A 25,512-nucleotide genomic window follows, 5' to 3' on the forward strand; every position below is an offset into this window, starting at 1 on the left:
TGACGCGTCCCGGGACACACCGGAGACAGCCCTCAATGCTCGAGTTTTCCAGTCAGGAGAGAAGCTGTGAAACACCCGATCCAACGGCCCGCCAGCCGCCGCCGCAACCACCTGGCAACATCCATCACCCATATCCTCACCGGCGGCGCCCTGCTGCTCGCCGGCGCCGTGGCCTCCTCCTCTGCATTCGCACAGGAACAGGCCACCAACCTTGACCGGATCACCGTCACCGGTTCGAACATCCCGCGCACAAACACCGAGACACCGTCACCGGTGCAGGTGGTGACCCGCCAGGAGATCGATCGCACCGGCAAGACCACACTTGCCGAGTACCTGCAGACCATCACCGCCGATGGCGCCGGCTCCATCCCCAAGACCTTCGGCAACGGCTTCGCCGGTGGCGGCGCCGGCATTTCGCTGCGCGGCCTGGGCGCCGGCTCGACGCTGGTGCTGTTGAACGGCCGCCGCATGGCCACCTACGGCCTGGCCGATGACGGCCAGAAGGTGTTCACCGACCTCAGCACCATCCCCCTCGATGCCGTCGAGCGCGTGGAAGTACTGAAGGACGGCGCCTCGGCGATCTATGGTTCCGATGCCATCGCCGGCGTGGTCAACATCATCCTGCGCAGCGACTTCCAGGGCGCGATCCTGCGTGCCTCCTACGGCACCTCCGGTGATGGCGACGGCGATGCCAAGAAGGCCACCCTGACCGCCGGTACCGGCGATCTGGCCACCGATGGCTGGAACGCATTCTTCAGCCTGGACGTCGGCAAGACCGATGCCATCAAGATCAGCGACCGCAAGAACCGCAAGTGGATCGGTACCGGCGATACCCGCCCGTGGGGCTACGACGCAGCCGACTCGCAGTTCCTGGGCGGCGCGTATCTATCCAGGGGCACGGCAGGCGGCGTCGGCCCCAATGGTTCGGTCTTCGACGACCGCAATGTAACCAGGGACAATCCTGCCTTCCTGGTTGCGCTGCCGGGTTGCGCGAACCTCACCACAATTCCGGGCCAGACGGATGCAAGCGCGCAGGCGCAAGGCTGCCTGTGGGATCCGGCGCAGCAGTATCGCGACCTGACTCCCGAAGAGAAGTACATCAACGTGTTCGGCCGTGCCAGCTTCGCTTTCGGCGAAGGCGGCGAGATCTACACGGAGATCGGCTACTCGAAGAAGGAAACGATCTTCAGCAACACCCCGTCAGGCGCTGCGGGTACCTGGGGCTATCCAGGCGGCGTCGTCACCGCGAACAGTGGCTCCAAAGCCACCGTGCTCGGCCCGAACCATCCTGACAACCCGATTCCCGGCCAGGCCTCCAGGCTGCGCTATTCGGCGTGGGATGTCGGTCCGCGCGTGACCAACAACACCAACGAGTTCAACCGCTTCCTGGTGGGCGTCAAGGGCAACTGGGGTGACTGGAGCTACGACACCGCCTACCTGCATTCGGCGACCGACCTGGTCAACAAGCGCACTGGTTTCCTGCGCTACAGCGCCGTGCAGTGCGCGCTGGGCAATCCGAACTGCGCAGGTGGCGTGTGGCGCATCGGCGACAATGCCAATCTGAATTCGCAGGCGTTGTACGACTACATCTCACCAACCATCAGCGCCCGTGCGAAATCCGGCCTGGACATGTTCGACTTCACCGTGTCGCGCAGCCTGATGGACCTGAAGGGTGGTCCACTGGGCCTGGCAATCGGCACGGAATGGCGCAAGACCAGCAACAGCCTGACCCCGCAGACCTACACCGACACGGGTGACATCATCGGTCTGGGTTACTCGGCCTACGACGGCACCCAGAACGTGTATGCCGGTTACGTCGAACTGTCCGCACCGGTGCTGGAACAGCTGGAACTGTCTGGTGCCCTGCGATACGACAAGTACGAAAGCGGTGAAGGCAAGGCCACGCCGAAGCTCGGCGTGAAGTGGACTCCTGCCGACTGGATCGCACTGCGTGCCAGCTATGCTGAAGGCTTCCGCGCACCGAACCCTGCCGAAAATGGTGACGGTGGCCTGGCTGCATTCTCGAACGCATCCGACCCGGTTCGTTGCGCCATCGACGCCGGCGAATGTACCGCCCGTACGGTAGCGATCATCACCCGCCCGAACAAGGATCTGAAGCCGGAGGAATCCAAGAGTTACTCGGTGGGCATCGTGCTGCAGCCGACGTCCTCGACCTCGTTGACCGTCGATGCGTGGCAGATCAAGCGCACCAACGAAATCGCCCAGGGCAGCACGACGGCAGCGATCCGGGCCGGCAATGTGGTGCGTGACATCAACAACATCGGCGGCGTTCCCAACAGCGGCAACATCCTCGCAGTCAACACGGCCTACGTGAATGCCAACTCTTCACGTGTTCGCGGCATCGATACCGATATCCGCCAGACCTTCGACATCGGTCCGGGCCAGCTGGAAATGGACCTGCAGTGGAGCCACGTCCTGAAGTTCGAGCGTACCGAAGGCGATGAGACTGTCGACTATGCCGGCACCCACGGCAATTGCGACGTCACCAACTGCATCGGCACCCCGAAGGACAAGATCAACTTCGGTACCACCTGGCGGCAGGGACCCTGGAGCGTCAGCGGCATTGCCAACTACATCGGCAAGATGGACAACACCGACAAGCGCGGCGGCACGTATCAGGCGTTCTATGAAGATGGAACGCCGGTGAAGAAGATCTCTTCGTTCACCACCTTCGATCTGTCCGGTCGCTGGAACATCACCGAAGCCTTCGAGCTCAATGCCTCGGTGGCCAACGTGTTCGACCGTATCGCCCCGCTCGATCCGACCACCTACGGCGGCGTGAACTACAACCCGATGCACTTCTCCGGTGCGCTGGGCCGTTACTTCACCGTCGGTGCCAAGTACACGTTCAAGTAATCCTGCTGCAACGTCATCAGCAAAGGCCCGGGCTCTCGCCCGGGCCTTTGCTTTTTTCCGCACGCGACAGCGTCCATCATGGACACCCCTACAGCTGCGGCGCGCGTGATGCCCTCTTCCAACCAACGCCTTGGCCTGGCCGCACTGACCGCACTGGTGGTCGGCTCGATGGTCGGTGCCGGCATCTTCTCGCTGCCGCAGAACGTGGCGCGCAGTGCCGGTCCGGCCGCCGCACTGATCGGCTGGGCAGTGAGCGGCGCCGGCATGCTGATGCTCGCCTTCGTGTTCCAGGCCCTGGCCAATCGTCGCCCCGACCTGGACACCGGCATCTATGCGTACGCGCGCGCAGGCTTCGGCAACTACATCGGATTCTCTGCGGCCTGGGGCTACTGGGTCGCTTCGGTGCTCGGCAACGCCAGCTTCTTCGTGCTGATCTTCAGCGGCATCGGCCACTTCGCGCCGGTGTTCGGCGAAGGCAATACACCGGCCGCCATCGCAGCATCGTCCGTGCTGCTGTGGACCGTGCACCTGCTGGTGCTGCGCGGCCTGCGTACCGCCGCGATCATCAATAGCCTGGTCACCGTGGCCAAGCTCGTGCCGATCGCGCTGTTCCTGGTTCTGGCGGCCGGTGCGTTCCGCATGGACGTGTTCCGCGCCGACTTCTTCGGCGCTCCCGCACTGGGGGACATGGGTCAACAGCTGCGCGGAATGATGCTGGTCACCGTGTGGGTGTTCATCGGTATCGAAGGCGCCAGCATCTACTCGCGCCGGGCCACACGACGCGCCGATGTCGGCCGCGCCACCGTGATTGGCTTCATCGGCGTGTGGCTGCTGCTGGTGCTGGTCAGCCTGCTGTCGATGGGCGTGCTGTCGCAGGCCGAGCTGGCGGGCCTGCCCAATCCCTCGATGGCCTATGTGCTGCGTGCGATCGTGGGCGAATGGGGCGCAACGGTGATCATCATCGGCTCGATCATCTCGGTGCTGGGTGCACTGCTGGCATGGGTACTGCTGTGCGCCGAAGTGCTGTTTGCCGCCGCTGGCGATGGCACGATGCCGGCATTTCTCGGCCGCGAAAACGCGCGCGGCGTACCTGCCAATGCGCTGTGGCTGAGCAACGGGCTGATCCAGCTGTTCCTGCTGCTGGTGCTGTTCAATTCGGGCAGCTACACCAGCCTGGTGCTGCTGGCGGCGTCGATGAGCCTGGTGCCATATTCTCTATCCAGCGCATTCGGCGTGAAGCTCGCCTGGCAGGGCGAGGCGTACGCCAGCGCGGGCGGCGCCCGCTGGCGCGACTTCATCGTCGCGCTGCTGGCCAGCGCCTATGCGCTGTGGCTGGTGTATGCCGGTGGCCTGGACAACCTGCTGCTGTCGGTGCTGCTGTATGTGCCGGGCGTGGTGCTGTACGCGTTGACCCGGCACCAGCGCGGCGAGCGGATTTTCACGCGCTGGGAGTGGATATTGTTCGGCGCGATCCTGGTGGTGGCGATCGCAACGCTGGTGGCATTCTGGAAAGGCCAGCTGACGCTGTAGAGCCGAGCCCGCGCTTGGCTTCGCGCAGGCAGCCGAGCAGGGCTCGGCGCTACAACCGGCGTTTCGGCAGCATGCCGATGTCGTGCATCCAGCGTTCGGCCAGGCTGGGCCATGCCGACACCGGCGCATCTTTCAGCCGCAGGCCGAACGCGTGACCGCCACGCGCGAACAGATGCATTTCCACCGGCACACCGGCCTCGATCAGTGCGCGCTGATAGGTCAATGCATGACGGACATCGTCCGTCGGATCATCGGCGGCCTGCACGATGAATGTCGGCGGCACCTTGGCATCGACCACGATGTCTTTTTCCAGCGAATCATCCTTGCGTACCCAGAGATGCCCCGGATACAGCAGCATCGCGAAATCCGGCCGGCTGGACTGCGCATCCGCCGCATCCAGCGGTGCATAGCTGCGCTGCACATGCGTGCTCAACCCGGCCACCACATGGCCGCCGGCCGAGAAGCCGATCACGCCCAACCGTTGCGGATCGATGTTCCAGTGCGCGGCCTGCGCACGCAGCAGGCCCATTGCCCGTTGCGCATCCTGCAATGCCATCGGCACGGCGGGAATGTCGCGGCAGTTGCATTCGCGATTCCAGTTCGGTCCCGAGGCGGGTACGCGATACTTCAGCAGCGCACAGGTGACGCCTTGTGCGGTGAGCCAACCACAGATCTCGCTGCCTTCCAGGTCGATCGCCAGCACGTTGTAGCCACCGCCCGGTACCACCATCACTGCGGTGCCGCTGGGCGTGCCTTTCGCCGGGAACACGGTGAGCGTGGGCACGGCCACGTTCTGCAGCATCATCCAGTGCTCGCCACTGGCCCTGGAGACGGTTTCGCTGACCTGCTCGGGGCCTTTCAGCTTCGGCGGCGCCATCACCTGGCCGTCGGGCCAGAGCGGCAGTTCCGTGGTGCCGGCGGGCGGTTGCCAGGTCGCTGGCGCGGCGGCAGATGCAGCGAACGGCTGCAAGGCCAGCAGCAGTGAAACAGCGAGGCCGATCGCACGCATCGTCAACATCCACATGATGAAACCGCATTGTAGAGTCGGGTTCGCTCGACAGAGTGCGCGCAGTGCATCCACGCATGGCGTGGATCTACCCGCGCACGCGACTGCATGGTTCGACGCAACAAAAAAGGCCTGCATCTTGCGATGCAGGCCTCTTGAATGTGGCGCCCGAAGTTGGACTCGAACCAACGACCCCCTGATTAACAGTCAAGTGCTCTAACCGGCTGAGCTATTCGGGCAGACCGCCAGTATAACGACTCTTCACGCGCGATGGTAGGGGTGATTGGCCAACATCGCAGCGGCGCGATACAACTGCTCGGCCACCAGCAGCCGCACCAGCATGTGCGGCAGCGTCAGCGGGCCGATCGACCACTTTTCATCGGCCAGCGCAGACACTTCCGGCGAATGGCCTTCCGGCCCGCCAATCAGGAACGCCAGGTCCCTGCCCTGTCCGCGCCAGTGTTCCAGGCGCTGTGCCAGCTGTTCGGAACTGAGCTGGCGGCCCGGCACGTCCAGTGCAACGACATAGGCATTCTTCGGCAACGCAGCGATCACCCGCTTGCCTTCGTCTTCGGTGGCGCGACGTGCGTCCCGCCCTTTGCCGCGCAGGCCGGGCTCGATCTCAACCAGCTCAAAGGGCAGCCAGTGCGAGAGCCGCTTCTGGTACTCGGCAAATCCCTGCGCTACCCAGCTGGGCGCGCGTTCGCCAGTGGCGATCAGGCGGGCTTTCATCAACATTCCTCCAAAACGTCGACGGCGCCATCGGCGCCGTCGAAAACCGCATCAACGAATGGCTCAGGCCACTTCGTCGTCGTCGTAGGACGGCGGCTGGTCGCCAACGGTCCACAGGCGCTCGAGCGCGTAGAACTCGCGCACGCGCGGCAGCATCACGTGCACGATGACGTCGCCCAGGTCGACCAGCACCCATTCGGCTTCACGCTCGCCTTCAACACCCAGCGGCATGACGTCGATGTTCTTGGCGAAGCGCACGACTTCGTCGGCGATGGACTTCACATGGCGGGTAGAAGTACCCGACACGACCACCATGTAGTCGGCGACGCTGGACTTGCCGCGCACGTCGATCTCGACCGGGTCCTTGGCCTTCAGGTCTTCGGTGGCTTGACGGACGCTGGCCAGCAGTTCCGGCACGGAGGGCGGCGGGCTGGGCAGATCGACCTTGATGGTCTGGGGCTGGGTCTGGTTGCTCAAAGCGGGTCGACTCGATAAACGTGGGGGCGATTATACGGCCACAGCGCGGCAACCGTATTCACGAGGTGGCGGAGCGGTACAGGCCGTGGCCAGAAACATAGTCGGCCACCGCCGGCGCCAGCATGGCCCGCCAGGGGCCGCCTGCGGCGATCTGGGCGCGGACGGCACTGGCCGATTCCTCGCGCAGCGGGTGGTGCAGGCGCAGGATGCGGCCGGCCGGGCTGGCAAACAGGGCCTGCTCGTTGTCGGCCCAGCGGCCCTCGGTGGCCTGACCCAGCGCGCCATCTACGCTGGCCCGCAGCGGACTGCCCGGACGCTCGGCGACGATGAAATGGGCCAGCCCGAACAGCGCCTGCCACTCATGCCAGCTGGGCAGGCCGAGCAGGCTGTCGGCCCCCACCAGCCACGCCAGCGGGCGGCTTGGGCCAAGTTCGGCACGCAGTTCGCGCAGGGTGTCGACGGTATAGGACGGCCGGCCGGGAGAGCGCGCGGCCCGATCCAGCTCATGACGGTCCAGCAGCAGGCCCGGCTCATCGCCGATGGCCAGGCCGAGCATGGTGCAGCGTTGTTCGGCGGTCGCGCCCGGTACCGCGCGGTGCGGCGGGTCGGCGGCAGGCAGCATGCGCACCGCCACCTGCAGTTCATCGCGAGCAGCGCGCGCGATCGCCAGATGGCCCAGATGCACCGGGTCGAAGGTGCCCCCGTAATAGATCCGCAGGCTCATGGATCAGGCCCGGGCGAGCAGCCGCACCGCGCGTGCCTCGGCCACCGCCACCAGCAGGCGCTCAAGTGCAAGCCAGGCGTCGCCGTCGGCGCGCCCCTTGGCGATGCGGTCAACCAGCCCGGCTTCGGCCACGAAACGCTCCCAGCGCTTGCCTTCCGGATGCCGCTGCAGCGCGCGCTTGTAAGGTGCCTGCCGCGATTCCCAGATACCGCGGGATTTCATCTCCGCAGCCAGATTTCCGCCGCGTGCCTGGACCCGCGCCAGGCCGGCACCGGCCAGCAGCTCGCGGATCACGATCGGCATCAGCGCGGCCACGGCCTCGCCCTCACCGCGCAGGCCGGCCAGCATCCTCAGCACCGCCTGTGGCTGGCCGGAGAACGTCGCCTCCACCAGCCGGAACACGTCGTAGCGGGCGGCATCGGCCACCAGCGATTCCATCCGTTCCACGTCCAGGGCCTGGCCATCGGCCAGCAGTGCGAGCTTGTCGATCTCCTGCGCCGCGGCCAGCAGGTTTCCTTCCACGCGCTCAGCCAGGCGCTGCACAGCAGCGGGCTCGGCGCGCAGCCCCCTGCTGCGCAGGCGCCGCTCGATCCAGTCCGGCAGCTCGTGTGGCTTGATCGCCCAGGCCACCGACAGCACGCCGACACGGTTCACCGCCTCGGCCCACTTGCCCTGGTGGGCCTTGCTCCATTCATTGGCGGTGATCATCAGGATCACGTCCGGCGCCGGATTGGCGCAGAACTGGCTGATCACCTCGCCACCCTCCTTGCCCGGCTTGCCGCTGGGCAGGCGCACTTCCACCAGGCGGCGCGCGCTGAACAGGCTGGGGGCGTGGAAACTGGCGTCGAGCTGGTTCCAGTCGAAATCGCGGCCATCGGCATCGAACACTTCGCGCTCGTCGATGCCGGCTGCGCGTGCGCGGGCACGCACGGCGTCCGCCGCCTCCAGCACACGCAGTGTTTCCGGACCGGCGATCAGATAGACCGGCGCCAGCGCCGTGTCAGCGCCCTGCCCGGCCAGCTGTTCCGGTCGCAGTTCCATCAGGCGCCCGGCTCAGTGCTGGACGGCGGGTGCGGGTTCGACCGGATCGTGCTCGACCGGCTTCGGCGCCGACAGGCTGCCGCCCTTTTCCAGTTCGGCGCGGACCACGCTGTCGATACGGCGGATGATCGAGGCCGACATTTCGCGGCGCAGTTCGTCAGCCAGGATCTCGCGTTCGGTGGTGGTACCGGTGGCGTCGGTCGGCGGCGACACGTAGTCGCGCGACAGTTCGATCACCTGCTGCGGCACCAGCTCGCTGCCATCTTCGCGGCGGAAGATGAAGATCACCGCATAGCGCAGGCTGTATTCCTGCGCGCGGCCCTGCGAGTCGATGGCGATGGGCAGGTCGCCCCAGCGTTCGGACAGCACCTGCAGCTGGGCATTGGGACCCTTGCTGTCCTCATCGGCCAAGCGTGCACCGGAGGCCAGGAGGCTGCGGTTCAATAGCTTGACCAGTTCGCTGTAGGGTGCGGTGGATACCACCTTCACCGGCGCCGTATCGGTCGGCAGCATCAGCTTGTTGCGCAGGTGGAAACCACAGCCGGCGAGGCCGAGGGCGAGAACGAGGGCAAGCAGGATTCGGGTCATGGAGACAGTCTGGCGGAGCCGGGCGATCACGGCAACAGACAGGGTGCCCGAGGCCGCGTGAACGCAGGGCCATCGGCCGGGCACGCCCGGCGTGGCGACAATGCACCGGCCACCAGGGTGGCGGCCGGTGCCGGGGACATCAGGCAGCAACGATGTTCACGATCTTGCCGGGAACGATGATGATCTTGCGCACCGTCAGGCCTTCCAGGAACTTGGCCGCGTTCGGCTCGGCCAGGGCCAGCGCTTCGATCTGCTCGCGCGCGGCATCGGCGGCGACCTCGATGGTGCCACGCAGCTTGCCATTGACCTGCACGGCCAAAGTCAGCGCATCGCGCACCAGCGCACTGCTGTCGGCCTGCGGGAACGGCTGGTCTTCCAGCAGCGTTTCGCCATGGCCCAGCACCTGCCACAGGGCGTGGCTGGCATGCGGGGTGATCGGGTTGAGCAGCAGCACGATGGCCTGCAGTGCTTCCTGGCGCACGGCGCGCCCCTGTTCACTGCCGTCCTCGAACTTGGCCAGCGCGTTCATCAGCTCCATCACCGCGGCAATGGCGGTGTTGAAGCTGTAGCGGCGGCCGTAGTCGTCGCCGACCTTGCCGATGGTCTCGTGGGTCTTGCGGCGCAGGGCCTTCTGGCCGGCATCCAGCGCGGCCGCGTCGAGCGCCGGTGCGGCACCCTCGGCAGCGTGCTTCTGCACCTGTGCCCACAGGCGGCGCAGGAAGCGGGCCATGCCGTCCACGCCGGCTTCGTTCCATTCCAGCGACTGTTCCGGCGGTGCAGCGAACATCGAGAACAGGCGCACGGTATCGGCGCCGTACTTGCCGACCATCGCCTGCGGGTCCACGCCGTTGTTCTTCGACTTGGACATCTTCTCGGTACCACCGACCACCACCGGCTGACCGTCGGCGATCAGGGTGGCGCCGGTGATGCGGCCGCGCTCGTCGCGCTGCACTTCCACATCGGCCGGGTTGATCCAGTCCTTCGAGCCGTCCGGGTTCGGGCGGTAGTAGGTCTCGGCGATCACCATGCCCTGGCACAGCAGGTTGCGCGCCGGTTCGTTGCTGTCCACCATCCGCGCGTCGCGCAGCAGCTTGTGGTAGAAGCGGAAATACATCAGGTGCAGGATCGCGTGTTCGATGCCACCGATGTACTGGTCCACCGGCAGCCAGTAGTTGCCGCGCTTGTCGACCGCATCGCGGGCGCCCGGCGAGGTGTAGCGGGCGTAGTACCAGCTCGACTCCATGAAGGTGTCGAAGGTGTCGGTCTCACGCTCGGCCGCACCGCCGCAGTCCGGGCAGGTGGTCTTGCGCCATTCCGGATCGGTCTTGATCGGCGAACCGGTACCGGCGAACGCCACGTCTTCCGGCAGCACCACCGGCAGCTGGTCTTCCGGCACCGGTACCGCGCCACACTTGTCGCAGTAGATCACCGGAATCGGGCAGCCCCAGTAGCGCTGGCGGCTCACGCCCCAGTCGCGCAGGCGGTAGTTCACCCGGCGCTGGCCCTGGGCCTTGCGCTCGAACCGTTCGGCCAGCGCCTCGAAGGCGCCCTGGAAGTCCAGGCCGTCGAACTCTTCGGAGTTGACCAGTTCGGTCTCGCGGGTCTTGTCGCCGTACCAGTCCTGCCAGCGCGTCGCGTCGTAGGCGCCTTCGTCCTTGCGCAGCGACTTCAGCGCGATGACCTGGCGGATCGGCAGGTTGTACTTGTTGGCGAATTCATTGTCGCGCTGGTCGTGGCCCGGTACGGCCATCACCGCGCCAGTGCCGTAGCCCATCAGCACGAAGTTGGCGACCCACACCGGCACCTGGGCACCGGTAACCGGATGCACGGCGCGCAGGCCGGTATCCATGCCGCGCTTTTCCTGGGTCTCCAGCTCGGCCTCGGACACGCCGCCCTGCTTCATTTCCGACAGCAGCGCAGCCAGTTCCGGGTTGTTCTTCGCCGCATGCAGGGCGAGCGGGTGTTCGGCCGCGATCGACACGAAAGTCACGCCCATCACGGTGTCCGGGCGGGTGGTGAACACGCGCAGCGGATCCAGTGCGGCACCGTCGACGTCGCGCACGTCGAACTGGATTTCCAGCCCTTCGGAGCGGCCGATCCAGTTGCGCTGCATGGTCTTGACCGAATCCGGCCACCCATCCAGCTCATCCAGGCCATCCAGCAGTTCCTGGGCGTAATCGGTGATGCGCAGGAACCACTGCGGAATCTCGCGCTTCTCCACCAGCGCGCCCGAGCGCCAGCCGCGGCCGTCGATGACCTGCTCGTTGGCCAGCACGGTCTGGTCGACCGGGTCCCAGTTCACCACCGCGTTGCGGCGATAGGCCAGGCCCTTGCGCATCAGGCGGGTGAACATGCGTTGCTCGTGGACGTAATAGTCCGGGCGGCAGGTGGCGAACTCGCGCGACCAGTCGATGGCATAGCCCAGCGACTGCAGCTGGCTGCGCATGTGGTCGATGTTCTTGTAGGTCCAGGCGGCCGGTGCGGTCTTGTTCTTGATCGCGGCGTTTTCCGCCGGCAGGCCGAACGCGTCCCAGCCCATCGGCTGCAGGACGTTGTGGCCGGTCATGCGCTTGTAGCGGCTGATCACGTCGCCGATCGTGTAGTTGCGCACGTGGCCCATGTGCAGCGCACCGGACGGATACGGAAGCATCGACAAGCAGTAGTACTTCGGCTTGTCCGAGGCTTCATCGACCTCGAAGGCACGGGTAGCATCCCAGTACTGCTGGGCGGCGGATTCAACCTGCTGCGGATCGTAAACGTTGGGTTCGACGCTGGTCATGTAACACGCGGTTGCGGCGGCAAAGCGGTACAGCGTACCGCAGTGCGGCAAATGGCTCCAATCCTGCCTGCCGGGCCGGCGCGCGGCGAGGCAGCAGAAACCGTCTCAGCGCCTGCGCGACAGAGGCAGGGCCAGGGCCAGCCACAGCGCCCAGCAGGCAAAGGCCAGCCGCTGCGCCAGCGCCGCCGGCAGTACGCCCGGCAGTCCAAACGCGAGCAGACCGGCACCGATCCCGCAGCCCAGCGCCAGCAGGCCCAGCCTGCGCCCGCCGGAATGCCGCAGTCGTGCCGCCCCCAGCATCACGCTGCCGGCGACAAAGGCCAGTGCCCAGACCATCCACACGCTGGCGTGCAGCTTGCTGGCCGGGCCCTGCATGTCCATCTGGTCCTCGAAATCCAGCGGCAGCAGGCCCATTGCGATGAAGGCAAGCGCGGCCAGCAGCAGCATCTGGCTGCCCACGCGTGCCGTCCAGGCGGCGTCCACCGGCAGTTGCCGGCGCAGGCGCTCGGCCACGACCACCGCCAGTGCACCTGGCAGCACCAGGCCCAGCAGGTTGAAACCCAGCGCATGGGGAATGCCGTGCGCGCCCAGCCAGGTCACCGGATGCAGTGCCTGCGAATAGTCCGGCAGCGCCGCACCGAAGCCGACCACCGACAGCACGAACAGGGCTGCGGCGAGCACGCCCACCCAACGATCCAGCCGAACCACGGACATCGCAGCCACTCTTCAGAAGAACATCAGCACATTGTCGCGGCAGGCGGCACCTCCGCCAAGCTGTCCAGGATTTCACGATGGGTATGACCGCAGGGTTGAGACCGACATGGTTCGTCACCATAGAATCGGTCTCCAGATGCCGAACGATGCCCCATGACCGAGACGACCTACGTATTCGACGCCACCACCGCTACCTTCGAGGCGGAAGTGCTGCAGAAGTCGCTGCAGACGCCGGTCCTGGTGGACTTCTGGGCGACCTGGTGCGAGCCGTGCAAGACCCTTGGCCCGATGCTGGAGAAGCTGGCCGGCGAATACAACGGCGCCTTCGAGCTGGCCAAGGTCGATGTGGACAAGGAACAGCAGATCGCGGCGGCCTTCCAGATCCGTTCGGTGCCCACCGTGTTCCTGGTCAAGGGTGGGCAGCTGGTGGACGGCTTCCCCGGCGCGCTGCCGGAAGGTCAGCTGCGAGAATTCCTGGCACAGCACGGCGTGGTGCCGGCTGATATCGGCGACACCATTGCCGAGGACGAGGCCCCGCTGGACCCGCAGGCGCAGGTAGACGTGCTGCGCGCGCAGATCGCCGCCGAGCCGGACAAGGACGAGCTGAAGCTCGACCTGGCCCTGGCCCTGCTGCAGGTTGGCGGCGTGGACGAGGCCGGCACCCTGATCGATGCCCTGCCCGCCAACCTGGCCACCGACGACCGCGCCGTGCGTGGCCGCGCGCGGCTCTCCTTCGCCGCCGCGCTGAAGGAAGCCCCGCCTGCGGAGGTGCTGGATGCGCGCATCGCCGCCGATGGCAAGGATCTGCAGGCGCGTCACCTGCGCGGTGTGCAGCTGCTGCTGGCCGGCCAGGACGAAGCCGCGCTGGAACAGTTCCTGGAGATGCTGCGGATCGACCGCGGCTTCCAGGAAGGACTGCCGCGCAAGGCGCTGATCGATGCCTTCAACGTCATCTCCGATGAAGACCTGGTAGGCCGCTCGCGGCGCCGGATGGCCTCCCTGCTGTTCTGAACGGCAACGGCACCGTTCAGAATCCCTGCACTGAACGCGGGCAATAATGCCCGCGATGGTGGCCTCCAGGGCCGCCACGATCCGTTCGGGGGGATGAGGTCGGGGCCATGGGGTCTTGCAGCTGCGCCCCCGCTTTGCCGGGACAGCATTCCGTGACCGTTGGCCGCTCGTCGTCTTTAATCATCCGTTTCCTGCGCACGGTGTTGTGTGCCCTCTTCCTGTTGCCGGCGCTCGCCGGCGCGCAGGACTGGAACTATCGGGTCCGCCCCGGCGATACCCTGTGGGACCTGGGCGCTGCCTACCTCAAGCCGAGCGTGGGCTGGCAGCAGCTGCAGCAGCACAACCGCATCGACAACCCTTACCGGCTGCCGCCGGGCGAACTGCTGCGCTTCCCGATCGGCTGGCTGCGCGTTGAACCCGCCCCGGCGCGGGTACTGGCCGTGCGTGGGCAGGTTGAACTGAGCGCAGCCGATGGCAGCAGCAACCGCGCCGTGCGCGCAGGCGAAGAGCTGCACATCGGCGATGCGATCCAGACGAAGGCCGATTCCAGCATCACCCTGGAATTTGCCGACGCGTCGCGGTTGCAGCTGCGCGAGTACTCACGCCTGCGCCTGGACCAGCTCAGCCGCTATGGCCGCACCGGCATGGTCGATACCCGCCTGCGCCTGCAGCAGGGCCGCGCCAGCAACCGGGTCACCCCGGCGCGCGGGCCGGCCTCTCGCTACATCATCGATGCACCGACGGCCACCAGCAGCGTGCGCGGCACCGTGTTCCGGGTCAGTGCCGGCGACGACGCCCAGGCCGGCGCCACCGAAGTACTGGAAGGCAAGGTGCAGGTCGGCAACCCGCATGGCCAACGTCTGGTGCACCCTGGCCAGGCCAGCCGCAGCGCGGGCAGCGGAACGGCACCCGAAGCGGTTTCCGGTCTGCTGCCGGCACCGCACCTGCGTGCCGATTCGACCCGCCTGGGAGCCCTGCCGGCCCAACTTGCCTGGGAACCGGTGACGGGTGCCGATCACTACCGGGTGGAAGTCGTGCAGGCCGCAACTCCGGAAATCCTGTTGTTTGCGGCCACCACCACCGACACCGGGCTGGCGATCGGCGAGCTGCCGCCGGGAGCGCTGCGCCTGCTGCTGCGCGCAGTGGATGCACAGGGTGTGGAAGGTCTCGATGCCAGCGAGGATTTCCTCCTCGGCGACCAGCCGCCACCGCCGCTGACCATTTCCCCGGTGCAGGGACAGACGGTCAACAGCGACCGGCCGCGCTTCCACTGGAGCCAGGCGCCCGGTGCCAGCAGCAGCGTGCTGCAGGTGGCCGACGAGCCTCAGTTCCTGCAGCCGCTGCGCGAGCAGAGCACCGGCAGCACCGACCTGCGCCTGGGTGAGCCGCTGCCGCCCGGCCAGTACTACTGGCGGATCGCTTCGCGTGATGGCCAGGGCCACCAGGGTCGCTATGGCCAGGCGTTGGCGCTGCAGTTGAGCGATGAACCGGTGGACCCGGCACTGCAGCCGCCCGAGGCCATCGACGGCGAGCTGACCCTGCGCTGGCAGGCGGGAAGCGATGGCCAGCGCTACCGGGTGCAGGTCGATCGTCGCGGTGATTTCAGCGCGCCGCTGCTCGATACCACCGTTGACGAACCGCAGGTCAGCTTCAAGCGCCCGTGGCGCGGCACGCTGCACATCCGTGTGCAGTACATCGATGATGACGGCCACGCGGGCCCGTTCTCGCCTGCCCAGCAGGTCAAGCTGCCGTGCCGCCTGTGCTACGGCGCGGGCGGCGGTGTCCTGCTGCTGTGGCTGTTGCTGTGAGGCGCTCGCCGCTGCCGTGGTCGCGACGGATCCTGCTGGCCCTGCTGGCAGGTGTAGCGACTGCGGTGGTCAGCCACGGCCAATGGCTGTGGCGGCAGGACGAAACGGCGTACGACATGATGGTCGGCAGCTGGGATTACCGTCCTGACCCCAGCGTGCTGATCGTCGCCATCGACGAGGGCAGCCTGCAGCGGCTGGGTCAGTGGCCGTGGCCGCGCTCGGTGCATGCCCGCCTGCTGGACCGCCTGACCGACGCCGGTGCCGAGCGCGTCGCGCTGGACCTCATGCTGTCCGAGCCCGACCGCCGCGATGCACGCCAGGACGCCGAGCTGGCCGCGGCGATCCGTCGCAACGGCCGCGTGGTGCTGCCGGTGCTGGCCGCGCCGGCCGCCGGCGACCGCATGGCCGAGGAGATGCTGCCGATCCCGCTGATTGCTGCCAGCGCTGCCGCCATGGGCCACAGCGATGTTGAAGTCGACGGCGATGGTGTCGCCCGCGGGGTCTACCTGCATGCCGGCATCGGCCAGGCGCACTGGCCGGCACTCGGCCTGGCGTTGACCGGTCTGCCGCCGCAACGCGCACACGGCCTGCCCGACCCCGACCCGGCGCTGGACTCGCCCTATCAATGGCGCCGCAATGATTACGTGCGCATGCGTTATGCCGGGCCACCGGAACGCCTGCCGCAGGTGTCCTACGCCGATGTGCTGGATGGGCGCGTGGATGCCTCGATGCTGCGTGGCAGGCGCATCGTGGTCGGCATGACGGCCAGCGGCATCGCCCTCCGCCTGTTGACACCCACCACCCGCGAATACTGGATGAGCGGCAGCGAGTACCAGGCCAACCTCGCCTCGATGCTGCTGCAGGACAAGCAGATCGACGTGTTGCCCCGCGCCTGGCAGGACACCCTGGCCGGCGTGCTGGTGGCGATGTGCGTACTGCTGCTGGGGCTGCGTCTGCCCTGGGTGGTTGCCCTGTGCTCGCTGCCGGCCGCGCCGCTGCTGAGCTGGCTGCTGCTGCGCACCAGCAGCCTCTGGTGGGCGCCGGCCAGCGCGCTGCTCGGCGTCGTGCTGGTATTGACCGTATGGGCGACCTGGCGGATCGCCTCCTGGCACCGCCAGGCCAACCGCGATGCGCTGACCGGACTGGGCAACCGCCTGCGCTTCGAACAATCGCTGCAACAGGAATGCGACGCGGCACGCCGCAGCGGCAAGCCACTGACCCTGGCCCTGATCGATGTCGACCACTTCAAGCACCACAACGATCGTCATGGACATCAGGTCGGCGATCGTGTGCTGTGCGAAGTGGCCCGCCTGATCCAGGCGCATGCCCGGCGCCCCCGTGACATGGCCGCCCGCTATGGCGGCGACGAGTTCGCATTGGTGCTGCCCGACACCCCGGTTGAAGGCGCACGGCAGGTGATCGAAGACCTGATCTCCTGCATACGCGCCCTGCCGCCACCCGGCGATGGCAGCGACACGGGTGTCACCCTGACCATCGGCGTCTATACCCGCGTGCCGGACAGCGACCTGCAACCGCATCATTTCGTCGAAGGCGCCGACAACGCGCTTTACCGGGCCAAGGACAATGGCCGCGACGGTTATGTGATCGACGGCGGCACGCCCGGGCCATAGCGGCCAGCAGGCCTGATGTGGATGCCACGGGCTACAACATACGCATGCGAATGGTTAGACTGGGATCCCTGCCCCCTGCCCGGTTCCCGCATGAAAGCCAGCACGTTCCGCTTCGGCATCAATCTGTGGCCACCGTTCCTGTTCACCGGCATCCATGTCACCCGGATCACCCCGGACTACCGGCAGATCGACGTGGAACTGCGCCTGCGCCCCTGGAACCGCAACTACGTCGGTACCCACTTCGGCGGCAGCCTGTTCGCGATGACCGATCCGTTCTGGATGCTGGGCCTGATGCATACCCTGGGCCGTGACTATTACGTCTGGGATCGCGCCGGTGCGATCGATTTCCTCAAGCCCGGCCGCGGAACGGTGCGTACCTCGTTCCGCATCGATGACGCCCTGCTGGATGAACTGCGTACGGCGGCGGCCGGCGGCGAAAAAGTGCTGCGCTGGTTCAGCAACGACGTGGTCGACGAAGCTGGCGAGGTCGTCGCGCAGGTACGCAAGCAGGTCTATGTGCGCCTGAAGCCACACGCACGGTAAAGCGGGTCGGCCGACGCCCCGCTATCCTCTGCAGCCCTGCCATGGAGGCTGCAATGCGCCTTTCGTTGTTTGCTGCGGCGCTGGCCGCCCTGCCCTTCACCGCCACCGCACTGGACGTGCCGCCGGTGCGCTATCCCTCCCTGCCGGCGCACGCCGCTACGGCTGAGGGGTTCGTGCCTGCCGGCTGGGCGCTGGAATACAGGATCGAAGGCGACCTCGACCACGACGGGCGCGCCGACCTTGCGCTGGTACTGCGCCAGCACGACCCGCGCAACATCATCGAGCACGATGGGTTCGGGCCGTCGCCGTATGACAGCAACCCGCGCATCCTCGCCATTGCCTTTGCGCGACCGTCGGGTTACGTGCTGGCGGCGCAGAACCACACGCTCATTCCGCGCCCGGACTCGCCCGTGCTCAGCGATGCGCTGGCCGAAGGCACCGGCGTGTCGATCCAGCGCGGCGCACTGCGGGTGGGCCTGTACTCGTTCTCCAGCGCGGGCAGCTGGTCGACCAGCACCACCACGTTCACGTTCCGCTGGCAGGAAGGCCACTTCGCGCTGATCGGCTACGACCGCGACTCGATGATGCGCAATTCCGGGCAGACCGAAGGCCTCAGCGTGAACTTCTCCACCGGCAAGGTGAAGCTGACCCAAGGCAGCATGCAGGACGACAAGGAACAGGTGCGCTGGCAGACCCTGGCTGACCGCAAGCGCTGGACGCTGGACAGCGTTGGCGATGGCTGGGCGTTCAATCCGCGCGGCGACGGCGGCTGAGCCCGGGTCAGTCCGCCCGCAACGGCATCGACAGATACGGGCCCTCGCCTTCGCGCGCCGGTCCACGCCGCAATACCTGCAGATGGCGACCGTCGGCAGACAGTTGTGGCATGCGGGTGTCCGAACGCCACTGCGCCGGCAACCGCGCCAGTGCCTCGTCGGCTGGCCCGGCCTGTTGCCGCAGCCAGCGCTGCGCCCCAAGCAGGCGGATCATCGCTGCTGCGTCCTGGCTGCGCGCCGCGTACTGCGTGTAGGACGGCCCGGCGATGGCGCTCACTGTGCATCCCAGCGGATTGGCCACGCAGCCCACATCCCATCGGGGTGGTGGCGGGACAAGGAGCGGGACATCGGCTGCCAGCGCCTTGGCTGCAGCGGGGCGGCATGCCCAACCGAAATTGCCGGCGATCCGGGCCAGGGTGTGGTCGCGATCCAGCAGCAGGCGGCTGCCTGCTGTCTGCGTGGACGCCTCGATGGCCGCCTTGTTCATCGCAAATTCGCCCTGCATCGCTTGACACAGGCTCTGCTCGTCGGCGTCCAGCGGCTGCAGCGCCACCTCGCAGGAGGCGGGCAGCACGTAACCCGGCGATTGCTCGACCAGCATGTCGCCCAGCAACGCGGCATGGGTCCTCACCACAACAGCGCCCATCATGCTGTCCATCAGCGTGCTGCTGGTGCGCATCATCCGCCGCCCGAACCGAACCGATCTGCAGCCTGCCTCGACGGCACCGGCAACATCGCCCTGCAGATAGGCCAGTGCCTGCGCACTGGCGCCATCCAACAGCGGCGTGTACGCCGGTAGTGGCATGAGTTCGATTCCGCTGGGCTGGAACGGGGAATCGAAACGATCGAAGTCTGCCAACCGGGCCAGTCGCTGGTGCAGGCCGGCATGCCCGGTGTGGGCGTCAGCGAAGCGCTGCGGATCAGCGCGCACCTGCGCCAGGCAGCCCACGGGCCCAACGGCACAACGACCTGCCCCATCCAGAGTCAACGGTGCGTGTTTGGCCGCCAGCAACGAGGCGTGCGACGCCTGCGATGGCGAGGCCTTCCAGCGCTGCACATCGTCGGCCAACGCCGCCTCACGCTGGGCCTGGTCGAGCCCATCGAAGGGCAGCGTCCACAGCAGGGCGAAGCCGTTGCGACCTTCGTTGGGTTGCACGGCCTCAAGCAGACGCCTGTCTTCCCGCTGGGCGGCCGACAACGGCCAGAACCTCGACAGCAGCCATGCCGCGACGGCCATCACCACCAGGGCCAGCATTGCCCAGCCCAACCACCGCAGCATCTTCAACACAGCATCCTTTCCCTGCATGGCCAGCACCGCCAACGGACAGCGTAAAGGAGCGGCCGCGACCGCTACAATGCGCGCATGTCGCTCGAAGCCCCCGCCCTGGTTCCCCGCCCCTCCCTGCAGCGCCTGTTCCTGACCGGCCTGCTGACCCTGTTGCCGATCTGGCTGACCTGGGTGGTGGTCAAATTCGTGTTCGTGCTGCTGTCGGGCATTTCCAGCCCGCTGGTAGTGCCGCTGTCCGAACAGATCGCGACCAACTTCCCGCATTACCTCGGCTGGGTCCGCGCCGAATGGATCCAGAACACCATCGCCCTGCTGGCCACCCTGCTGGTGATCCTGGCGGTGGGCGTGGCCAGCCGCCGCGTGGTCGGCCAGCGCCTGCTGCGCTGGGTTGGTGCAGTCATCAAGCGCATCCCGCTGGCCAGCATCATCTATGACAGCGCCAAGAAGCTGCTGGACATGCTGCAGACCGAGCCGGGCAGCACCCAGCGCGTGGTGCTGATCGACTTCCCGCATCGCGACATGAAATCGGTCGGCCTGGTCACCCGGGTCATCAAGGAACAGGGCACCGACCGCGAACTGGCGGCCGTCTACGTACCCACCACGCCGAACCCGACCTCGGGCTATCTGGAAATCGTGCCCGTCGAGCTGCTCACCCCGACCGACTGGACGGTGGACCAGGCGATGAGCTTCATCATTTCCGGCGGTGCAGTGGCGCCCTCCAGCGTTCCGTTCACCCGCGCTGGCGATCGTTCCGAATGAGTGAGGCGTCGCACGCGCGCCCGCTGCAGGACCGCGCGGTCCTGCTGTTCATCGTGCTGGCCGCGTTCTTCTGCGGCAACGCCGTACTGGCCGAACTGATCGGGGTGAAGATCTTCGCCCTGGAAGACACCCTCGGCATCGATCCGCTGAACTGGAACCTGTTCGGCCAGACCGGCTCGTTGAGCTTCACCGCCGGCACGCTGCTGTGGCCGGTGGTGTTCATCATGACCGACACCATCAACGAATTCTTCGGCAAGCGCGGGGTGCGTTTCATCTCGTGGCTGGCGGTGGTGCTGATCGCCTACGGTTTCCTGTTCGCCTTCGCTGCGATCTCACTGGCACCGGCCAGCTGGTGGGTGACCTCGATGGATGCCCACGGCGTGCCCGATTACCAGGCCGCGTTCGCGGCGGTGTTCGGACAGGGCATGTGGACCATTGCCGGTTCGCTGGTGGCGTTCCTGTTCGGCCAGTTGATCGACGTGGCGGTGTTCCATCGCATCCGCCAGGCCACCGGCGAGCGCCATGTATGGCTGCGTGCCACCGGTTCCACCGCGGTCTCGCAGCTGGTGGACAGCTTCGTGGTGATCTGGATCGCCTTCGTGCTCGGCCCCCAGCACTGGCCGACATCGCTGTTCCTGGCGGTGAGCAGTGTCAACTACGTCTACAAGATGGGCTTTGCGATCGCCCTGATTCCGTTGCTGTACCTGATGCGGCGTGCAATCACCCGCTATCTGGGCGAACACCGCGCCGCCGACCTGCGCGCCGCAGCCGCGGCTGACTGAAGCCCCAGCGGCGCGCAAGCTGACTGCGCCCTCACGCTGGCCGTACGCGCGCGGATCGTGCAAGCTCCACGGTCTGTGTTCCACGGAAGCTTCTTGATGCCGTATTCCCCCCGCGTCCTGGCCGCCGCCATCGCCGCGTTGTTCCTGTTCAGCGCCGTTCCGCCGGCCGAAGCAGCGAAGAAGAAGGGCAGCCGCCCCGCCGCCGCGCAGACCCGCCAGGCGGCCAAGCCGAAGGCGCGCGCCGGCACACGTGCCACCCCGCCGGCCCGCGGCAGTTCGGCGCGCCGCGCCGCGCCGCGTCCGGTCGCCCCGGCCCGCGCAGTGCCCAAGCAGGTGCAGCTGGAGCGCTTGTACGACGAATACTGGGATGCCTCCATGCGGTTGAACCCGCTGCAGGCGACCTTCCAGGGCGAGCCGCGCTACAACGACCAGCTGCCCAACATCCTCTCCGCCGCCTGGCGCCAGCAATCGCACGACTTCACCACCGAATGGCTGGGCAAGGTCGAGAAGATCGGCAGCGACGGCCTGCAGGGGCAGGACCTGCTCAGCTACGAGATCTTCGTGCGCGACGCCCGCGCCTCGCTGGCCGCCGAGCGTTATCCAAGCTGGATGATGCCGATCAGCCAGTACTACAACGTCGGCAGCATCATGGCCATCCTCGGCGCCGGTGCTGGCGCGCAGCCGTTCAACACGGCCAAGGACTACGACACCTGGTCGCGCCGCTCGCTGGGCATTCCCGATCTGTTCGACCAGGCCATCGCCAACATGCGCCAGGGCATGAAGGCCGGCGTGGTGCAGCCGCGCGACCTGATGGAAAAAGTACTGCCGCAGCTGGACGCGGTGATCAAGCCGACCGCCGAAGAGAGCATCTTCTGGTCGCCGATCCGGACCATGCCGGAGTCCATCTCCGCCGAAGACAAGGCGCGCATCAGCGCCGAGTACAAGCGCATGATCGAACTGCGCATCATGCCGGCCTACCGCGCCCTGCGTGGCTTCATCGCCACCGAATACCTGCCTGCCACGCGCAGCAGCAGCGGCCTCGGCGCACTGCCCGATGGGCAGGCGTGGTACGCCAACCTGATCGTGCAGACCACCGCCAGCCAGCAGACCGCCGCGCAGCTGCATGCGCTGGGCGAGCAGCGCGTGCAGGAGCTGCAGGCACAGATCACCACGGTGATGCGCGATGGCAAGCTGCGCAGTTCGCAGGCCAAGCTGCTGCGCAGCATGCGCAACGACCGCCAGTTCCAGTACAGCGACGCCAACGCGCTGCTCAACCGTTACCGGCAGGTGCAGCAGCAGGTCGATGCACGCCTGCCGCTGGTGCTGGACACCCTGCCGAAGGCGCCGCTGCAGATCCATGCAGTGGAACCGGAACGCGCCATGACCGCCGCCGCAGCCTCCTACCAGCCGTCGCCCCCAGGGCAACCCGGCGTGCTGTTCGTCAACACCCGCGACCTGCCCAGCCGCAAGCGCTGGAACGTGCCGGTGCAGTACCTGCATGAAGCCATTCCCGGCCACCACGTGCAGCTGGGCCTGCAGCAGGAACTGACCAAGCTGCCGCGCTTCCGCCGCCTCGGCGGTGACCTCGCCTTCGTCGAAGGCTGGGGCCTGTATGCGGAGACCCTGGGCGAAGACCTCGGCGCGTACACCGATCCGTACGACCGCATCGGCTATCTGTATTCGCGCCTGCTGCGCGCCGCGCGCGTGGTCGCCGACACCGGCGTGCATGCGCAGGGCTGGAGCAAGCAGCAGGCCGTGACCTATCTGCAGAAGACCGTGGACATGAGCAGCGACGACGCCAACGCCGAGGTCGAACGGATCATGGCCCAGCCTGGCCAGGCGCTGTCCAACGTGGCGGGCCTGACCACGATCATCGCCCTGCGCGACAAGGCCAAGGCACGCCAGGGTGCAGCGTTCGACCTGCGCCGCTTCCATGCCGAAGTGCTGAAGGACGGTTCGATGCCACTGGATGTACTGGACCACAAGATCGAACGCTGGCTGGCCCAGCCGGCCACGGCAACACCAGCACCCGCACCCTGACCGTCACGGAGCTGCCATGCGCCCTGCCGCCCTGCTGTGTATCGCCGTCCTCGCTGTGCTGCCGTCGATCACCCTGGCGGCGGCACCGCTGGCGCCGCCGGATGCAGGCATCGATGGCCTGATGCAGGCCTACGATGGCCAGGTGCCGGGTGCGGCGGTGCTGGTGCTGCACGACGGGCAGCCGGTATTCCGCCGCGGCTACGGGTTGGCCGTGGTCGAAGATGGCAGCGCCGTGACGCCGGCCAGCAATTTCCGCCTGGCATCGGTCAGCAAGCAGTTCACCGCTGCGGCGGTGCTGTTGCTGATCGAGGACGGTCGCCTCGCACTGGACCAGCCGGCGCGGCGCTGGCTGCCGGAACTGCCGCCCGCCGCTGCCGCCATCACCTTGAGGCAGTTGCTGTCGCACACCAGCGGCCTGCTGGACTACGAAGACCTGATGGACCCTGCCGACACCCGGCAGGTGCACGACGCCGATGTGCTTGCCCTGCTCGCCCGCGAAGATCGGCTCGCCTTCGCACCCGGTACGCAGTACCGCTACAGCAACAGCGGCTACGCATTGCTGGCGCTGATCGTCGGCCGCGCCGCCGGCAGCGACTTTGCCAGCTTCCTGCAGCAGCGCATCTTCCGGCCACTGGGCATGGCGCATACCGTCGCCCACCAGGACGGTGTCGATGTTGTGGCGCAGCGTGCCTATGGCTACAGCGAGGTTGACGGCCACTGGCAACGCACCGACCAGAGCACGACCAGCGCCGTACTCGGCGACGGCGGCATCTACGCCTCGCTGGACGACCTCGCGCGCTGGGATGCGGCCCTGTACGACGACCGCCTGCTGTCAGCCGCATCGCGCAAGGCGATGTTCAGCCCGGCCACCGCCACCACCGAAGCGGACGTACCGCACTACGGTTTCGGCTGGCGCTTGAACGGCCGCATGCAGTGGCACAGCGGCGAAAGCATCGGCTTCCGCAACGTGATCCTGCGCTACCCGGACAAACACCTGACCGTGATCGTGCTGAGCAACCGCAACGCCCCCGAACCCTATCCGCTGGCGCTGAAGATCGCCCAGCGCTGGCTGGACACCCTGCAATGACCCCCGATACCACCGGCCTGCTGGGCATCCACCATGCCGCACTGATCTGCAGCGACTACGCGCGCTCGAAAGACTTCTACGTGCGCGTGCTGGGCCTGCGCATACTGGCCGAGAACCACCGCGCCGCACGCGACTCGTGGAAGCTGGACCTCTCCCTGCCCGATGGCGGCCAACTGGAGCTGTTCTCCTTCCCCTCGCCGCCCGCAAGGCCCAGCCGCCCCGAAGCCCAGGGCCTGCGCCACCTCGCGTTCCGGGTAGCCGCGCTGGAACCGTTCATCGAACGCCTGGCCAGCCACGGCGTAGCCTGCGAACCGATCCGCGTGGACGAATACACCGGCCGCCGCTTCACCTTCTTCGCCGACCCCGACGACCTGCCGCTGGAGCTGTACGAGATCGGTTGAGCGATCCTCAATCGCGAAGTTCATCCACGCATGGCATGGATCTGCGTGTCGACCAAGGTCGACACCTACCAACAGCAGGCCATGCCATTCCGACAGATTGCGGGAGCCTGTCGAAGGCGGGGTGGGTCCGGTTGCGGGGGCGTGAGCCGCATGGATGCGGCGACCGAGCTTACATGGACGTACTTGCAGCGTCCCCCGCAACCGGACCCACCCCGCCATCCCACAGAACAGCCGCTTTTGCCGTTGCTCCGGCCGTTGCCTCTGCGGGTGCCGGGCGCAGCCCGGCCAAGCCCCCCTTCCCCATACCCCGCCGAATGGGTATACAGTCGACCCGTACCGGCATCGTGCCGGAATGAACCCTGGGAGGGGACCATGCGCAAGACCTTCAAGACCCTGCTGCTGGCGCTGCCGCTGTGCCTGGCCGCGCTCTCCGCGCAGGCCGCCGACAGTGCCGCCGGCCGCTGGAAGACCATCGACGACAAGACCGGCAAGGTGAAGTCGATCGTCGAGATCAGCCAGGCCGCCAACGGCACGCTGACCGGCCGGGTGGTCGAGATCCTGCATTCGGACAAGGGCCCGAACCCGGTCTGCGACGGTTGCGAAGGCGCCAACAAGAACAAGCCGGTGCGCGGCATGACCATCCTCTGGAACCTGGCCCAGGACAAGGGCAGCACCAGCAAGTGGTCCGGCGGCACCATCCTCGACCCGGGCAACGGCAAGACCTACAAGTCCAAGCTGGAACTCCAGGCGGGTGGCACCAAGCTGGATGTGGCCGGCTGCATCGCCTTCATCTGCCGCACGCAGACCTGGGTGCGCGAGTAAGCGCACCGGTCCTGCACGGCCCCCAGTGACCCGGCTCCGGCCGGGTCACCGCGTTGCGGGCATGCGATAATCCCCGGTTCCCCCTGGCTGCACCCCGTG

Annotated in this window: 22 protein-coding genes and 1 tRNA gene; 13 read left to right on the forward strand and 10 right to left on the reverse strand. The window is 67.0% G+C overall.

Translation table 11 applies throughout. The annotated features are described in order from the left end of the window. The first annotated feature begins 66 nt into the window (after nt 1-66). Together QP457_RS15760 and arcD are read left to right on the forward strand one after the other, a co-directional pair. Nucleotides 67-2,877: a TonB-dependent receptor gene (locus tag QP457_RS15760; protein WP_205407024.1), complete on the forward strand. Its 2,811-nt coding sequence runs from the start codon at nt 67-69 to the stop codon at nt 2,875-2,877. Between the two features lie 108 nt (nt 2,878-2,985). Next, the gene (arcD, locus tag QP457_RS15765; protein ID WP_205406251.1) at nt 2,986-4,407 is read left to right on the forward strand and encodes an arginine-ornithine antiporter; all 1,422 of its coding nucleotides are present in this window, start codon (nt 2,986-2,988) and stop codon (nt 4,405-4,407) included. A 49-nt stretch (nt 4,408-4,456) separates the two neighbouring features. Here the strand turns inward: arcD and QP457_RS15770 are convergent, their stop codons facing one another. The 9 genes from QP457_RS15770 to QP457_RS15810 form a co-directional block, all read right to left on the reverse strand. After that, nucleotides 4,457-5,416 carry an alpha/beta hydrolase gene (locus tag QP457_RS15770; RefSeq protein ID WP_205406222.1) on the reverse strand — a complete coding sequence of 320 codons (960 nt, stop codon included), beginning with the start codon at nt 5,414-5,416 and terminating at the stop codon, nt 4,457-4,459. A 159-nt stretch (nt 5,417-5,575) separates the two neighbouring features. Then, nucleotides 5,576-5,652: transfer RNA gene (locus QP457_RS15775), tRNA-Asn, on the reverse strand. A 22-nt stretch (nt 5,653-5,674) separates the two neighbouring features. Further along, the gene (rlmH, locus tag QP457_RS15780) at nt 5,675-6,145 is read right to left on the reverse strand and encodes a 23S rRNA (pseudouridine(1915)-N(3))-methyltransferase RlmH (RefSeq protein WP_205406223.1); all 471 of its coding nucleotides are present in this window, start codon (nt 6,143-6,145) and stop codon (nt 5,675-5,677) included. A 63-nt stretch (nt 6,146-6,208) separates the two neighbouring features. Then, nucleotides 6,209-6,622 carry a ribosome silencing factor gene (gene rsfS, locus QP457_RS15785; protein ID WP_025879295.1) on the reverse strand — a complete coding sequence of 138 codons (414 nt, stop codon included), beginning with the start codon at nt 6,620-6,622 and terminating at the stop codon, nt 6,209-6,211. 58 nt (nt 6,623-6,680) lie between these two features. Further along, a complete protein-coding gene (gene nadD, locus QP457_RS15790; RefSeq protein ID WP_205406224.1) occupies nt 6,681-7,346 on the reverse strand; it encodes a nicotinate-nucleotide adenylyltransferase in 666 nt (221 codons plus the stop codon). 3 nt (nt 7,347-7,349) lie between these two features. Then, entirely contained in the window at nt 7,350-8,387 is a 1,038-nt protein-coding gene (gene holA, locus QP457_RS15795) for a DNA polymerase III subunit delta (RefSeq protein WP_205406225.1), read from the reverse strand. Nucleotides 8,388-8,399: 12 nt separating this feature from the next. After that, a complete protein-coding gene (lptE, locus tag QP457_RS15800) occupies nt 8,400-8,975 on the reverse strand; it encodes an LPS assembly lipoprotein LptE (RefSeq protein WP_099818982.1) in 576 nt (191 codons plus the stop codon). A gap of 139 nt (nt 8,976-9,114) precedes the next feature. Continuing rightward, the gene (gene leuS / locus QP457_RS15805) at nt 9,115-11,754 is read right to left on the reverse strand and encodes a leucine--tRNA ligase (protein WP_205406226.1); all 2,640 of its coding nucleotides are present in this window, start codon (nt 11,752-11,754) and stop codon (nt 9,115-9,117) included. Nucleotides 11,755-11,859: 105 nt separating this feature from the next. Beyond that, entirely contained in the window at nt 11,860-12,468 is a 609-nt protein-coding gene (locus QP457_RS15810) for a DUF998 domain-containing protein (RefSeq protein WP_100553167.1), read from the reverse strand. A 153-nt stretch (nt 12,469-12,621) separates the two neighbouring features. On the opposite strand from QP457_RS15810, the gene trxA reads away from it, so the two are divergent. The 5 genes from trxA to QP457_RS15835 all read left to right on the forward strand — a co-directional run bounded on the left by trxA (nt 12,622) and on the right by QP457_RS15835 (nt 18,234). After that, nucleotides 12,622-13,479 (forward strand): thioredoxin, encoded by an 858-nt coding sequence (trxA, locus tag QP457_RS15815; protein ID WP_180166270.1) that lies wholly within the window; start codon nt 12,622-12,624, stop codon nt 13,477-13,479. Nucleotides 13,480-13,586: 107 nt separating this feature from the next. Next, nucleotides 13,587-15,287, forward strand: coding sequence for a FecR domain-containing protein (locus QP457_RS15820; RefSeq protein WP_205406227.1), 1,701 nt, complete (start codon nt 13,587-13,589; stop codon nt 15,285-15,287). Continuing rightward, nucleotides 15,284-16,918 carry a CHASE2 domain-containing protein gene (locus QP457_RS15825; RefSeq protein ID WP_205406228.1) on the forward strand — a complete coding sequence of 545 codons (1,635 nt, stop codon included), beginning with the start codon at nt 15,284-15,286 and terminating at the stop codon, nt 16,916-16,918. The genes QP457_RS15820 and QP457_RS15825 overlap by 4 nt, the downstream gene beginning before the upstream one ends. Before the next feature lie 90 nt (nt 16,919-17,008). Continuing rightward, nucleotides 17,009-17,461, forward strand: coding sequence for a DUF4442 domain-containing protein (locus QP457_RS15830; protein WP_032975063.1), 453 nt, complete (start codon nt 17,009-17,011; stop codon nt 17,459-17,461). 53 nt (nt 17,462-17,514) lie between these two features. Then, nucleotides 17,515-18,234, forward strand: a complete 720-nt coding sequence (locus QP457_RS15835) for a hypothetical protein (protein WP_205406229.1) — start codon at nt 17,515-17,517, stop codon at nt 18,232-18,234. A gap of 7 nt (nt 18,235-18,241) precedes the next feature. Here QP457_RS15835 and QP457_RS15840 read toward each other — a convergent pair whose 3' ends face one another. Then, nucleotides 18,242-19,513, reverse strand: a complete 1,272-nt coding sequence (locus QP457_RS15840; RefSeq protein WP_240196699.1) for a hypothetical protein — start codon at nt 19,511-19,513, stop codon at nt 18,242-18,244. Between the two features lie 84 nt (nt 19,514-19,597). Here QP457_RS15840 and QP457_RS15845 point away from each other — a divergent pair, with 84 nt between their 5' ends. The 6 genes from QP457_RS15845 (at nt 19,598) to QP457_RS15870 (ending at nt 25,413) form a co-directional block, all read left to right on the forward strand. Next, on the forward strand, nt 19,598-20,281 hold the full coding sequence (locus tag QP457_RS15845; protein WP_100553172.1) for a DUF502 domain-containing protein: 684 nt from the start codon (nt 19,598-19,600) through the stop codon (nt 20,279-20,281). Continuing rightward, entirely contained in the window at nt 20,278-21,063 is a 786-nt protein-coding gene (locus QP457_RS15850) for a queuosine precursor transporter (protein ID WP_025879090.1), read from the forward strand. The genes QP457_RS15845 and QP457_RS15850 overlap by 4 nt, the downstream gene beginning before the upstream one ends. Before the next feature lie 96 nt (nt 21,064-21,159). Continuing rightward, entirely contained in the window at nt 21,160-23,103 is a 1,944-nt protein-coding gene (locus tag QP457_RS15855) for a DUF885 family protein (protein ID WP_180166264.1), read from the forward strand. Between the two features lie 16 nt (nt 23,104-23,119). Beyond that, nucleotides 23,120-24,190, forward strand: coding sequence for a serine hydrolase domain-containing protein (locus QP457_RS15860; RefSeq protein WP_100553175.1), 1,071 nt, complete (start codon nt 23,120-23,122; stop codon nt 24,188-24,190). Further along, on the forward strand, nt 24,187-24,591 hold the full coding sequence (locus tag QP457_RS15865) for a VOC family protein (protein ID WP_205406231.1): 405 nt from the start codon (nt 24,187-24,189) through the stop codon (nt 24,589-24,591). The genes QP457_RS15860 and QP457_RS15865 overlap by 4 nt, the downstream gene beginning before the upstream one ends. A 372-nt stretch (nt 24,592-24,963) precedes the next feature. Next, on the forward strand, nt 24,964-25,413 hold the full coding sequence (locus tag QP457_RS15870; protein ID WP_205406232.1) for a DUF2147 domain-containing protein: 450 nt from the start codon (nt 24,964-24,966) through the stop codon (nt 25,411-25,413). Nucleotides 25,414-25,512: the final 99 nt, after the last annotated feature.

It is taken from the genome of Stenotrophomonas sp. As-7 (assembly GCF_030291015.1).
GTDB classification, from domain to species: domain Bacteria; phylum Pseudomonadota; class Gammaproteobacteria; order Xanthomonadales; family Xanthomonadaceae; genus Stenotrophomonas; species Stenotrophomonas lactitubi.